This window comes from Corynebacterium jeikeium, from assembly GCA_003955985.1.
In the GTDB taxonomy this organism is placed as follows: domain Bacteria; phylum Actinomycetota; class Actinomycetes; order Mycobacteriales; family Mycobacteriaceae; genus Corynebacterium; species Corynebacterium jeikeium_D.
The window spans coordinates 1892540-1905292 of record CP033784.1 but is presented as its reverse complement, the minus strand read 5'-3'; the positions used below and the strand labels follow the sequence as shown (position 1 = coordinate 1905292).

The 12753-nt window shown below is 59.7% G+C and carries 12 protein-coding genes; 6 read left to right on the top strand and 6 right to left on the bottom strand.

Annotated elements, in window-relative coordinates; translation table 11 throughout:
- Window positions 1-5: 5 nt before the first annotated feature.
- On the top strand, window positions 6-1088 hold the full coding sequence (gene ychF, locus EGX79_08355) for a redox-regulated ATPase YchF (protein ID AYX82774.1): 1083 nt from the start codon (window positions 6-8) through the stop codon (window positions 1086-1088).
- A gap of 20 nt (window positions 1089-1108) precedes the next feature.
- A complete protein-coding gene (locus EGX79_08350; protein ID AYX82192.1) occupies window positions 1109-2620 on the top strand; it encodes a recombinase family protein in 1512 nt (503 codons plus the stop codon).
- A 540-nt stretch (window positions 2621-3160) separates the two neighbouring features.
- Here EGX79_08350 and EGX79_08345 read toward each other — a convergent pair.
- Window positions 3161-3565 carry a MerR family transcriptional regulator gene (locus tag EGX79_08345; protein AYX82191.1) on the bottom strand — a complete coding sequence of 135 codons (405 nt, stop codon included), beginning with the start codon at window positions 3563-3565 and terminating at the stop codon, window positions 3161-3163.
- A gap of 169 nt (window positions 3566-3734) precedes the next feature.
- On the opposite strand from EGX79_08345, the gene EGX79_08340 reads away from it, so the two are divergent.
- Window positions 3735-5294: a SulP family inorganic anion transporter gene (locus tag EGX79_08340; GenBank protein AYX82190.1), complete on the top strand. Its 1560-nt coding sequence runs from the start codon at window positions 3735-3737 to the stop codon at window positions 5292-5294.
- Between the two features lie 169 nt (window positions 5295-5463).
- Here EGX79_08340 and EGX79_08335 read toward each other — a convergent pair whose 3' ends face one another.
- Window positions 5464-5940, bottom strand: coding sequence for a hypothetical protein (locus tag EGX79_08335; GenBank protein ID AYX82189.1), 477 nt, complete (start codon window positions 5938-5940; stop codon window positions 5464-5466).
- A 161-nt stretch (window positions 5941-6101) separates the two neighbouring features.
- Between EGX79_08335 and EGX79_08330 the strand changes: the two genes are divergently transcribed.
- The 3 genes from EGX79_08330 (at window position 6102) to EGX79_08320 (ending at window position 8523) form a co-directional block, all read left to right on the top strand.
- Window positions 6102-6509, top strand: a complete 408-nt coding sequence (locus tag EGX79_08330) for a recombinase family protein (protein ID AYX82188.1) — start codon at window positions 6102-6104, stop codon at window positions 6507-6509.
- Between the two features lie 170 nt (window positions 6510-6679).
- Window positions 6680-7702, top strand: coding sequence for a DUF4192 domain-containing protein (locus EGX79_08325; GenBank protein AYX82187.1), 1023 nt, complete (start codon window positions 6680-6682; stop codon window positions 7700-7702).
- A gap of 395 nt (window positions 7703-8097) precedes the next feature.
- The gene (locus EGX79_08320) at window positions 8098-8523 is read left to right on the top strand and encodes a single-stranded DNA-binding protein (protein ID AYX82186.1); all 426 of its coding nucleotides are present in this window, start codon (window positions 8098-8100) and stop codon (window positions 8521-8523) included.
- A 569-nt stretch (window positions 8524-9092) separates the two neighbouring features.
- Here EGX79_08320 and EGX79_08315 read toward each other — a convergent pair.
- The 4 genes from EGX79_08315 to EGX79_08300 form a co-directional block, all read right to left on the bottom strand.
- Window positions 9093-10439, bottom strand: a complete 1347-nt coding sequence (locus tag EGX79_08315; protein AYX82185.1) for a hypothetical protein — start codon at window positions 10437-10439, stop codon at window positions 9093-9095.
- A gap of 255 nt (window positions 10440-10694) precedes the next feature.
- Window positions 10695-10925: a hypothetical protein gene (locus EGX79_08310; GenBank protein AYX82184.1), complete on the bottom strand. Its 231-nt coding sequence runs from the start codon at window positions 10923-10925 to the stop codon at window positions 10695-10697.
- Window positions 10926-11967: 1042 nt separating this feature from the next.
- Window positions 11968-12267: a hypothetical protein gene (locus EGX79_08305; GenBank protein ID AYX82183.1), complete on the bottom strand. Its 300-nt coding sequence runs from the start codon at window positions 12265-12267 to the stop codon at window positions 11968-11970.
- A 171-nt stretch (window positions 12268-12438) separates the two neighbouring features.
- On the bottom strand, window positions 12439-12723 hold the full coding sequence (locus EGX79_08300) for a helix-turn-helix domain-containing protein (protein AYX82182.1): 285 nt from the start codon (window positions 12721-12723) through the stop codon (window positions 12439-12441).
- Window positions 12724-12753 lie beyond the last annotated feature (30 nt).

Sequence of the window (12753 nt, the reverse complement as noted above, 5' to 3'; positions counted from 1 at the left end):
GCAATGTGAGTCTTACACTTGGAATCGTCGGTCTGCCCAATGTCGGAAAGTCAACCCTGTTTAACGCCTTGACACGCAACGATGTGCTGGCTGCGAATTATCCGTTCGCCACCATCGAGCCGAACGTCGGCGTTGTGGAGCTTCCCGATCCCCGTTTGAATAAGCTCGCCGAAATTTACGGCTCCGAGCGTATTCTTCCGGCTACGGTGTCGTTTGTGGACATCGCCGGCATCGTCAAGGGTGCATCGGAGGGCGAAGGTCTAGGTAACAAGTTCCTCGCCAACATCCGCGAGGCTGACGCTATCTGTCAGGTCGTCCGTGTCTTCAATGATGATGACGTTGTGCATGTCGACGGCAAGGTTGACCCGGCCTCTGACATCGGTGTGATTGAAACCGAGCTCATCCTGGCTGATATCCAGACTATTGAGAAGGCGCTGCCGCGTCTGGAAAAGGAAGCCAAGAAGGATAAGGAAAAGGTCGGTGAGGTTGAAGCCGTCAAGCAGGCTCTTGCCGTACTGGAAGAAGGGCGCACTCTCTTCGCTGCTTCCGATGATGTGAAGCTCTCCGCTCTGCGCGAGCTGCACTTGCTCACCGCAAAGCCGTTCCTCTACGTCTTCAACGCTGACGAGGAAGTGCTTGCCGACGAGGACCGCCGCGCGGATCTGGCCGCTGCTGTGGAACCGGCGGACTGTGTGTTCCTCGACGCCAAGGCTGAGTCGGACCTTCTGGAGCTGGATGAGGAATCCCGCAATGAGCTCCTGGCTGAAATTGGCCAGACCGAGCCGGGTCTGCATTCGCTTGCTCGCGCTGGTTTCCGCACTCTTGGTCTGCAGACTTACCTGACCGCTGGCCCGAAGGAGTCTCGCGCCTGGACCATTCCGAAGGGTGCTACGGCCCCGCAGGCTGCCGGCGTGATTCACACTGACTTTGAGCGTGGCTTCATTAAGGCTGAAATTGTGTCCTTCAATGACTTGGTTGAGGCCGGCTCAATCGCTGAAGCGAAGGCCAAGGGCAAGGTCCGCCAGGAGGGCAAGGACTACATCATGCACGACGGTGACGTGGTGGAGTTTCGTTTCAATGTAACCTGAGGCGCGCTAGTGTTAGCGGCATGACAACACGTGCTGCTATTTACCTCCGTATCTCGCTCGATGCTGCCATGGACGGCCTCGCCATCGACCGGCAGCGTCAGGACTGCGAAGCCCTTGCCGAGCAACGTGGCTGGGACGTCGTGCATACCTACGTCGATCAGTCGATCTCCGCGTCGAAGAAGGACGTGGACCGCCCCGACTACGACGCCATGGTGGCGTCCTTTGAGCGCGGCGAGATCGACGCAATCATTTGCTGGGACCTCGACCGCCTCACGCGGCAGCCCTGGCAGCTCGAAGAGTGGATCGACAGGGCAGAGGAGCAGGGGCTGAAACTCGTCACCGCGAACGGTGATGCTGACCTTGCCACCGACGGCGGCAGAATGTACGCGCGTATTAAAGCAGCCGTGGCGCGCGGCGAGATCGAGCGAAAGAGCATGCGCCAATCCCGTGCGCAACAGCAACGCGCCGAGCAGGGCCGCTGGTACTCCGGCGGTGTGCGCCCTATCGGCTACACCTCCACCGGCGAGATCATTCCATCCGAAGCCGCCGCCGTGCTCGGTATGTTCCGCGCTGTCGAGAAGGGCAACTCCATGCGCGACATTGCGCGCGCCTTATCTGGGGTCGATCAACCGGGCTTGCCGGATATCCCGACCACGCCGCGCCATATGTACACCGTGGTCACAGAGCGCAACGCTCGACGCCGCGCTGAAGGCCAGGAAGAAAAGCCGGTTCCCGACGCGCAGCCGTGGGCCTACACGTCGTTGCACTCGATCCTGCGCAACCCCGTGTATGCGGGTTACTCCACTTATAAGAAGGCCAAGCGCAAAGGCGTGAAGAACAAATACCGCCGTGTCACGCATATCGTCCGCGACCCCGATACCGGCGAGCCGGTGAAAGGGCAGTGGGAGCCGATCGTCACACCAGATCTGTGGTGGCGCGTGCAGAACGTGCTCGACGATCCCGACCGGCTGACCAACAAGGAGCGCCGGAACACTCGCCGCCATCTCGGCTCGGGTCTGTATGTCTGCGACGAGTGTGGCAACCCCGTGCGCACACATGCCGACCGCTACCGCTGCGCCGCCTGTGGATTAGTGCGCACACATAGCGTCGATGATTTTGTGCTCGCCGTGATCCGCGCCCGCCTTGGCCGTGACGACCTGGCGGACCTGCTGCCGACTGTGGACGACGACGAGGTCAACGCCATCGACGACGAACTCGCTGAGCTTCGCGCAAAGCTCGCCCGCGTCCAGGCTGACTACGATGAGGAGCTTATCGAGGCCCGTGACCTCAAGCGCGCGCGAAACCGTTATGAGCCGCAGATCGAGAAACTCGAAACGCGCCGTGCCCGTCTTGCTGGCGCATCGGCGCTGCTCGACACAACCGGCTACGCCTCGCCCGTGGATGCCTTCGACAACGCAGAGCTTGCCGTGCAGCGCCGAGTCATCAATACCCTGTGCCAGGTGCGCCTGCGCCGTGGCGTGCGCGGCACCAAGACCTTTAACCCTGAATCGGTGCAGATCGTGTGGAACTAGGTTGCAGTGTGTGACACGTCAACAATCGCGCGCATGCGCTGCGGCGCGCAAAGCTCTTACGAAGGAACGCCACGGGAGCCGGCAGTTCGGGGGAGATCTGCCTTCGTGTATCGGGGGCGACACTGCTCAACCGTGGCGTTCGCAGGAAGTATGACACGGCTCTTGTTACCCCAGAGGTCGTAGGTTCGAATCCTGCCCCCGCTACCAACTTCCAAGCCCCTACCAGGAGAAACACTGGTAGGGGCTTTAGTTATTTCTCTTAAGGCGCACGTCCTGGGACTCAAATCGGGACTTTAGCGATGGCATTTTGTCACTTAAGCCGGTTTGGAAGTGATGGGGTTAAGTGACAATTTTCGATTTTGTGACCTTGGATGACTGTGTCGTTTTGAGGAGTCGTCTGCACGGATTTCAGAAGTCCTCTGTACTATCGCCATCCACTCCGGAGAGGCCGCGGGCGTTCGTCCACTTCATCTGGAACGCGACTCGACAGAGCGCATTCAATACGATGGTCTCTTTCTCCCTGCGAAGGATGGGGGCACTTTAGGGTACCAGGGTGTTGACCAGATCGAGGAATTCCTCAGCGTAGGCAATTTGCTTGCGTAGCTTTTCGTAGCGGGTGCGCGTCTCCTCACGAATGTCGGCAAGGGTGGCCTTGGCATTACTCCGTGCCTGCTGTGCGGTATCACTGTCCTGCCCGCCATCTGAACTATGAAGAATCTCCGCAGCTTCCAGGAATTCCCGCATCTGATCCAGAGTAAACCCCAGCGGTTTCATCCGTCGCACCAGCAAAACACGACGTACATCAGCCTCACTATAAAGCCTGAACCCACCAGGGCTACGCCCCGATGGGGTAATCAGGCCGACGTTGTCATAATAACGCAAGGTGGGAATCGACAACCCAGTCTGGTCAACGACCTCGCCGATCTTGAAATTACTGTTTTGCATTGCCTGTTCTCCTTCACGGTGATGTTGCCCACGGGTTCCTGTGCCTGGGTTGGCGGTTGAGTAAAACTCCCGCTACCATGACCACCATCACCAAACCTAAAGTTACTAGAGGGTTGGATTCCTTTCGGGCGTTCGCCCAGTTACCTATCCCCTCAAAGATTGGACATCTATGACTGAAACTAGCACGGCGGCCCCCCGCCCCCTCCTGAGTCCAGACGGCGCTGATGCCCCTACCGGGATCATCGCATCCTTCCGTTACGCATTTTCTTCCCCCGCCCGTATCCGTATAGAGATTCTGGCCGGACTGGCGGTATCCCTGGCGCTGATCCCTGAGGCCATTGCCTTTTCCATCCTTGCCGGTGTTGACCCAGCCATGGGTCTGTTTTCCTCGGTAGTCATGGCCATTGCGATCGCCTTTACCGGTGGCCGCCCGGCAATGATCACCGGCGCCACCGGGGCTATTGCCCTAGTCATTGCTCCTGTGGCGCGTGGTTACGGGATGGATTATTTCATCGCCACCGTCTTGTTGGGCGGTGTCCTACAAATCGTGCTCGGCGCCCTCGGTGTGGCGAAACTTCAGCGTTTTATCCCCCGATCGGTGATGCTGGGTTTCGTCAATGCACTGGGCATTATGATTTTCACCGCCCAACTCGAACACCTCATTGATGTGCCTTGGATAGTCTACCCACTCGTCGGCTTGGGTGTGGTGATCATGATTTTCTTCCCCAAGCTCACCAGTGTGATCCCCGCCCCGCTGGTCACGATTATCGTGCTCACCGGTTTGGTCATTGCCGCCGGTTTGACTGTCCCGACGGTCTCGGACATGGGCAAGATGCCGGAGACCTTACCGTCCCTGTTTATTCCGAACGTGCCGTGGACGTTGGAGACCCTGCAGATCATCGCGCCTTATGCCCTGGCCATGGCCGTGGTCGGTCTCATGGAATCGTTGATGACCGCCAAGCTCGTCGATGACATCACCGACACTCATTCCGATAAAACTCGTGAATCCTGGGGACAGGGGGTGGCTAATATTGCCTCCGGTTTCTTCGGCGGCATGGGTGGCTGCGCGATGATCGGTCAAACCATGATCAACGTCCGCGAATCCGGGGCACGTACCCGCCTATCCACCCTGTTAGCCGGTGTGTTCCTGCTGGTCCTGGTCCTGGCACTGGGCGACATCGTTGGCATGATCCCGATGGCTGCGCTGGTGGCAATCATGATCATGGTCTCGGTCGGCACCATCGACTGGCACTCGGTGCATCCACGCACCCTTAAACTCATGCCGGTCTCTGAGACCATTGTTATGGCCGTGACGATTATTGCCACCCTAGCCACCAGCAACCTGGCCATTGGTGTGGTGTTGGGTGTGGTCACCGCGATGATCATGTTCGCCCGTCGGATGGCACATATCGCTTCCATTGAAAAGGTCTCCGATATCGACGGCGACGGCGATGGCGAGATTGATACTCGTACCTACCGGGTGCATGGCCAGTTGTTTTGGGCATCAAGCAATGACCTGGTTTATCGCTTTGATTACACCGATTCTGCCCGTCATATCACTATTGATCTCACTGAGGCGGAGATCTGGGATGCCTCCACGGTCGCGACCTTTGACGCGATTACGCAGAAGTTCCAGGACAGAGGCAAAACCGTGTCCATTATCGGGCTCGACGGTCCCAGTCAGGACCGGCTGAACCGCCTGTCTGGCCGGCTTGGCACCGGCCACTAACATCCCCCGACTCGAGCACATCGACTTGGCGCCCCAACTTATAACCGGGGCGCCAGTTTATTGGTGCTGTTGCAAAGTTGGGGCATAGGAAGAGCATAAAAGAAGCGTAGCGGTTAACCGCTACGCTGTGTTGTGGGGATTTTTACTTTTTACGGTGCACGTGTTCTAGTTAGTGGTTCGTTTCTTTCCTCGGGTGATTGCGACGGTATTCCTCGACTAAGTGAGCAATACCCGGCGCAGCCTGGGACAACATCCAGGTCATAAGCGCTATAAGAACCCCTATGACGATAAGTGTTAACGCCAACCAGCCCAGTGTTGGGCCGATGCCGTTGGCCTCCTGGACGTGACCCCACAAGGCAGACACGCCGTCGGGTATGCCGAGCATACTTAGCAGCCCGTTCCCCAAGGCTCCGACAGCAACGAGTGCGATAGCAACGAAGAGAACACTGGCTGCAATCCACGAGGCAGACATGCAGGCCTTAATAAAGTTCGTGTTCGACTTTTCCATGTCGTCGTTGTACTTTTTGCGCTCTGCACGTATCTTCTCCAGCAGCTTTTCGTTGGACTCCTTCTCCTGGAGCAGAGCGCTGCGAGCCTTCTTAGAGGCTTCTGCTGCCTCGTGCAGGCTCTTAGGCTCTTTCGACATTGCCTCAGATACAGCTACTTCTACCAGCGGTTCCAGGCTAGAAGTCAGGCTCGAAGTCATCTGAGCGTTCAGGCTCTGGCTGCGACCCGGACCACATCTACTCAGACACCATCTCCGGCACCAACTGGCAACGGCCTGGTCTTGATGACGCGCTGGCGTACATGCGCCCCGACGACACGCTCGTTGTCACGCGCTTGGACAGGCTCGGCCGCAGCCTCGCGGACACCGTGAACACCATCGCTGACCTCGCCGAGCGTGACATCAACGTCAAGGTGTTGGAGCCAGCGCTGGACACGTCGAAGCCCACCGACAAGGTGGTTATCAACGTCATGGCAAGTCTTGCCGAGTGGGAGCGTGACCTGCTTGTCCAGCGCACCCGTGAGGGCGTGGCGCACGCCCGCGCACAGGGCAGGGTCGCCGGCCCCAAGCCGAAGCTCAGCGCTGAGCAGGCGCAGATGGCCAAGGAGCTTATCGACGGCGGCAAGTCCGTCAGCGCTGTAGCGCGCACCTTTAACGTCTCGCGGCCGACGATCTATCGCGCTCTCAAGCGCATCGAAGCCGACGCTTAAGCACAGGCTGCGTCGCTAGCGCTCGCACCCGGCGAGAAGGCATCAGGCTGCGCTAGCGACGCTCGGCACACATGAGTGCTGCACTGCTGGGATACGCCTGCGACCGGCAGAGCCGGGCCGAATACGGGATTGACCACATACACCCCGTATTCGTGCAAAGGAGCACTGCCATGTCCACTCATTCCCACACGCTTGCATCCCACGGTGAGATCCTCGCGAACCTCCCCGGCATCCTCGGCTTCTACCCGAACAACTCGCTGATCCTCGCGTTCTTCGTCGACGACGAGGGCGTCGACACCGTCCGCCTCGGCCCGGTCGCACGGTTCGACCTGGACGAAGCAGTGGAGAAGCTCACCGAGAGCCGCGAGCGGTTCGCAGCGTGGATCAACCACCTGGAACTCGACGCTGTTATCGCGTACATGATCAGCGATGACATTGCGCAACCGATCTTTGACGCGACGGCCACGTACCTCACCAGCGGGGCAGTGCACCTACCGCCGCTGCTCGGGGTGGTGCAGGTGCCCGAGATTGTCACCGGGGCTGCATGGTGGTCTGTGTACCAGCATCCGCTCATCGACGAGCCGCGCCACGGCGTTGTCGGCGAGGTCGCCGCATCAGCGGCGCTGCAGCAGATGCTAGAGCACACCGGCGAGCTGCCGGAGCCGAGCAAAGACGACATCGAGGCACGGTTGAACAGCACCGATCACGGCATCGACGCTGCCGAGCACGCCGACATCATCGAAGACGCGCTGGCGTATATCCCGCCCATGTTCGCAGACGTGCTGCAGCGTGAATACGAGCAGGCGGCGGCAGGAATAACCCAGCCGAGCACGCGCGCTGTTCGATCGGCGCTGAAATGCTTCACTACAAAGCGCTTGCGAGACGCGCTGCTCGCGGCGCTGCTCGATGACCCGCAGGCGGGCCTACGGTTCGCGGAGCAGGTGATGCGCGCTGTTCCAACGAGCTGGCCAGGCATGCGCTCGCAGCTCACCGCCACTGTCGCAGTGCTCGCGCACGCCACAGGCCAGCCGGGGCTAGCTGGCGTGGCTGCGCAGCGAGCCACCGAGATCGGGCCAGACGAGAACTTCCCGTCGCTGGTGGCGAAGCTGATCGATATCGGCCAGGGCGAGCGGATGGTCGAGCTTGTCCGCGAGGGCGCTGAGAAGACCCGCACGATCTTGTTTGCCGAGTAGCACCACACACCCCGTTGTAGCAATGCAACGGGGTTTCTTTTTCTCGCGGGGCCTTGGCTTGCGACGACAGACACCGCAACGAGGCAGGGGAGTGACCTTTAGACAGCAGAGCTGTCTCCAACAGACGGATTGACCATCAATCCGAACAAGGAGGCACGTGATGCGCGACATCACCCACACCGACCTGGAACTGCTCTACCAGCTCGCCGACGGCATCGACGGCGAGGACGCCGATCCGGGCGCAGCACAAGAACTGCGCGACCTAGAGGCGGCAGGCACACCGCTGCCCTGGGCAGTGTTGTAACGACAGCGCAACCGCCCCGCAGCAGCAAAGCAGCTGCTTAAGTACCCAAATTGCACGGCAAATCACACCCACTCACGTAAGGAGAACCAACATGTCCAACCCCTTCAACAACGGCACCATCGTCGGCAACGCAGCTCGCGCACCCAAGCTGTTCGAGCACGCAAACGGCGGCGCGACGGTGAAGCTCAGCGTCTATGCGCGCAACACCTTCAAGAACAAGTCCACCGGCAAGGTGGAAAGCGAGATCGTGGAGCTGACCGGCTACGTCCAGGACGCCGCGAACCCCGGTGTGTTCGGCTGCATCGGCTCCGGCGATCGCGTTGCGGTGAGCTACTCGCTCAAGACCGACGTCTACACCGACAAGGACGGTGTGAAGCAGTACCCGCTGGTGGCGCGCATCGACACGGTGCAGCTGATCGATTCCAAGAAGGAGTCCGCTGCTCGCGCTGCCCGTCGCGGAGGCGAGGCGGCGACCGCCGCCCTGGCTGGCGCTGAGGGCGAAGAAGTACCGTTCTAACTACGAAACCCCGCAGGGAAACCTGCGGGGTTATTTTTTCAACCATTTCACACGCCAATTTGCTGCGAATCACTTGTGCAGTTTTACGGTGCAGTGGTGCGGTGCTTTTACTGGCGTTTCTGCTGCGCAACTCACTGCACTATGTAGTGTCTGTGACATTTCATTAACACGTAGGTTGCACTGTGTATTGGGCACCCATTTCATCGACACGTTTACTGCGCAATCAAATGCCCTGTCACTTTAATGACATGTGAATTGGGCAGTGAAGTGGTTTGTCATCCTATTGACACCTTTACTACGCAACAGAATGACAACGACATTCTGTCGGCCCTTCTACGGACATCTCTTCTGCGCAGCACATGCCCCGTCGTACACACCGACGTGCTGCGCACTATCTCCGCCACTCAACAGGCCAATTCACTGCGCAACGTAGTGACACCGGCCCCGCCTAGCCGAGATTTCTTCGATTTTCGCTGAATACCAGCCGTTTACCCGCCGCCAATGACCTACGACGCCGACGGCCCCCTGTTAGGCCCGCAGAAGGCCGTACAGGGCAGGGGAGAGCAGTGCTACAACTCCATACCGCCATCACGATCACGCTGCTGTTGCTGCTGGCGGCGCTTCTCGATGCGCTCGCGTGCACGCTGCTGCGCCCCGCCCTTCTTGCCTGAGGTCTGCGACTGCCTGAACAGCGTGTAACGCTCAAGCAACTCTGGGCTGCGATGCAGTTCTTGCACCAGGAACTTCTTATCCAAGTGCTCCAACTGTTGTCCTGACTTCACCGCTTCTTCGATGATGATGGCGGCTTCATCTTCGGCGTCCGTGTGCGCGTTGCGGCGGATCTGATCAGCCTCATCGCGGGCATCCTTGCGCGTTACTGCAGCGTCGCGTGTGGCCTCGTCGCGGATGCTCGTGGCCTCATCTCGTGCTTTGCTGCGGATCGTCTCGGCGTCGCGCTCAGCCTGCTTACGGGCCTCGTCGGTCTTGCGAGTGATCGTCTCTGCTTCGCTGCGAGCTGCGGCTGTAATATCGCCCGCCTTGGCCCGCGCAGTCTCTTCGGCTCGTTCGAGCAGCTCGTCTGCTTGCGCTTCGGCCAGGCCCAACTCCTGCTCAGCATCCTTGCGTGCTTCGCTGCGGATCTCTTCGGCTTCTTGCTCGGCCTTCTCGCGTGCTTCCTTGAGCACACGCTCGGCAACCTCGCGAGCCTGTGCTTCAGCATTCTCCTGTACGCGCTGGGCTGCTTCGCGGGCTTCTTGCGCCTGTTCAAGTTCCTTAGCAGCCTGCTCGCGGTCACGATCAATTGCGTCCATGTCGCGCTGCACGGATCGCTTCTTGACTTCCACATCATCCTCGCGCTTGGCGAGATCGCGCTCCCGGTCTTGTTGCTCGGTGTAGCGGTCGAGGTTGAGTGACTCGTCATGACGTTCGGAGACTTCTAGTTCCACCGGATAGCCGAGCGAGTGCATGTGTTCGCGCAGGCCCCGTTGCGCGTCGATGAACTTCTGGTTACCCGAGATCTGCTTGCCCTTCTTCGGGCCGGATGTGTACCGCACTGAGGTGTCAGTGTTGTACGCGATGCCGGGGCGGCAACGGAGCTTGTCGGGATCTTCGGGCTTCGGTGAGAACGTATCCGCCTGGAACTGGATGTGTGGCGTTGATTCGTCAAAGTTCATATCACCGCCAGCGACTGCGTCGATACCGCCGGGGATGAAGTTTTCTGCAAGCCAGCGCATTGACTCTTCGAGGTACTGCTTTGCTTCCTCGTAGTCGCGGGCGACATAGCGCGGACGTTTCACTTCGCGCCCGTCCACCTCACTGGTGTAGTAGTCGGGGATCTCCTTGCACATCGACTTCGGCAGATACACGACGAACAGCGACGTCTTGAAACTGTTCTTCTGCACGCGCACTCCGTCCATCCGAGGCGTCTACGGCCGCCACAGGGCCGTACAGCCGCTGCCACAAAGATGAACCAATCGAGTCGCGGCGCTACACATTTGCATCAACAGCTGCCGCTGGATCTGCTGCAGCGCGACGCGCTGCGAAACACACGTCGCTGGCGGTGCTCATTACATGCGCTTGCGCGCATATCTCCGCCGCGAGCGTGATGCGTCTGCACCGATACTGTGCTTATGGCACGGGCCGATATGGAGTGTGTTACTCAGCCCGTGTCGTTACCCCCGCAGCAGCATCAACACCGCCTGGCGGCGGATGGCTCGCTGCGGGATTTTCACCACCCTGCAATAACCGCCTAACGGCGGTGTCACGGTGCAGGGTGTGGCTGTGCGCACCACGTAGGCGATGTCGGTCTTGCCGTTCAGTTCGACGCCGTGGCACGTTCGCAAGCTCACGTTGCACACGGCGTGCGCGATGACGCGGGAAGACGCCGCAAGCGGCGTTTCCACCCGTCATCGGCCCTTACTTTAAGACCGACATACAACGGACGTAGCCGTATGTGGTGCGCACAGCGTGGCGACCTGCAGGTTTTGCGTAGGCACCATGTGCGCTTCGCGCATCAACGGGCCGTTTCGGGTAAGGGTCGAAGACCACTTTAAGACCCGAAACACGCAGGTCGCAGCCCCCTTCTGTGTCAAAACCCCTATATGTTTGTCGTTATAGGGGTAGAAGGGGGAAAAGGGCATAAGGGGGTGCGACGCCTCCGCTGCGCTCCGGCGCTCGGCATAGCCGAGGCACTGCACCGGGTATTACTGCTCGCTGGCGCTCGCATAACCCGGTGCCCGGCGCTGGCGCGCCGCCCCCTACAGCCCCAGTCTCAGACCTCGCTCGCTCGGTCTGGCTGGTGCTGTCTTGCCCTCCGCTTGCGCTCCGGTCAAGATGCCCAATAGTGCAGCTGGCGCTGCACCTTGTGTGATGACCCATGCTCTGCATCACGACACTGCCGGCAATCCGATATATCCCGTTGATATACATTCGGATATGCCAGCATCGATGTGTCGTGTTTGGGTCATCACGAAACGCTCCATCACGGCAAGCCTGCCGAGATGGATATTGGCGTATCTCACGACGCGGCATTATGCGGCATGCGCCGCATACCATCTGCCGTCGCGGTTGCATCTTCAGCAGCACAGCTGCTGAAATCTGCTCTGTCCACGCTGCTGTCTTTGCTGCACCCACGGCCCCGTCTTCGGCATATTTCACATCCATACAAGACTATGCCGGCCAAAACCGCGCATGACAGCAGCGCGACATACCGCCAGCCATGTGGCGGATGATCCAGGCGACGGGGCAGACGTGTATATGCCCCGTCGCCGATACCGGCGCAAGCATCGTGACAGTGTCACGTGTAGCGGTGCCGCAGCCACCCGCACACACGCGAAAACCCCGCCCTTGCGAGCGGGGTGTGTGGCGACATCAAACGTGACGGCTGTACGTCGTCACGCCGCGTGGCCGTACACACATGAGGTGATTGCGTGTACGGCTAAAGGGTTAGTCGGGTACAACTTCTAGATGCCGCTTCGGCTTACTGCCCTCGGTGCTCTCAGGCGTGTCGCCGTCACCGTTCTCAGGTGTATCGCTGTCCCCTTCGGTGCTGGCGGACTTGTCACCGTCCCCTTCGGTGCTGGCGGACTTGTCACCGTCGAGATTCACCTCGAACTCTTCGGCATACTTGCGCAACTGCGCAAGGCGCTCCTTTGTCGCTTTGTGTGCACGGCGCGCCTCGTTCACGGTATCTTTTGCTTGCTGCTCATCGCGCAGCGCTGCTGCGTAATCGTCTCTGAAAGACATGGTTTGTTCTCCTTGGTTGAATGAACTGTTTATTTGGACTCGGGGCACGACGGTGGAGCGCGCGTGTGTAGTAGCACGGCCATCACCCATCAGCCCTCGCACTCAGTTCAAGACCCAGCCTGACTAGCTGAGCTAAGCGGCGGGATCTCGTCGTAGGCGGGTTTGTCCGCATTAGTGCTTCACACCGCCCAGCACCGTGACGAGCTGCTGGCGCTGCTCATCTGTCAGTTGGGGCGCTGCATTCACGACGGCATCGACGAAGCCGTCGAATAGCTGCGGGGCAGGGCGGCGTGCGGCCGCGAGGTAGGCGTCGAGATCGTCTTGGCGAATCCGATAGGCGGTGCCGAAACGGTGGAATGAAAGACGGCCCTCTTTAATAGCTTTTCGCAACGTGGACTCGGAGCCGACGCCGAGATCGGGGGTTAAGTAGCAAAAAGTGTGTCTGACTTTCAGCATTACTGCTGATTAGGCTGGGTAAATCGGGCG

Bases quoted from the DNA above. Each gene is read 5' to 3' on its own strand.
- EGX79_08350 (AYX82192.1), top strand. From the start codon at position 1,109: ATGACAACACGTGCTGCTATTTACCTCCGTATCTCGCTCGATGCTGCC.
- EGX79_08345 (AYX82191.1), bottom strand. From the start codon at position 3,565: ATGCAAAACAGTAATTTCAAGATCGGCGAGGTCGTTGACCAGACTGGG.
- EGX79_08340 (AYX82190.1), top strand. From the start codon at position 3,735: ATGACTGAAACTAGCACGGCGGCCCCCCGCCCCCTCCTGAGTCCAGAC.
- EGX79_08335 (AYX82189.1), bottom strand. From the start codon at position 5,940: ATGTCGAAAGAGCCTAAGAGCCTGCACGAGGCAGCAGAAGCCTCTAAG.
- EGX79_08330 (AYX82188.1), top strand. From the start codon at position 6,102: ATGCGCCCCGACGACACGCTCGTTGTCACGCGCTTGGACAGGCTCGGC.
- EGX79_08325 (AYX82187.1), top strand. From the start codon at position 6,680: ATGTCCACTCATTCCCACACGCTTGCATCCCACGGTGAGATCCTCGCG.
- EGX79_08320 (AYX82186.1), top strand. From the start codon at position 8,098: ATGTCCAACCCCTTCAACAACGGCACCATCGTCGGCAACGCAGCTCGC.
- EGX79_08315 (AYX82185.1), bottom strand. From the start codon at position 10,439: ATGGACGGAGTGCGCGTGCAGAAGAACAGTTTCAAGACGTCGCTGTTC.
- EGX79_08305 (AYX82183.1), bottom strand. From the start codon at position 12,267: ATGTCTTTCAGAGACGATTACGCAGCAGCGCTGCGCGATGAGCAGCAA.
- EGX79_08300 (AYX82182.1), bottom strand. From the start codon at position 12,723: ATGCTGAAAGTCAGACACACTTTTTGCTACTTAACCCCCGATCTCGGC.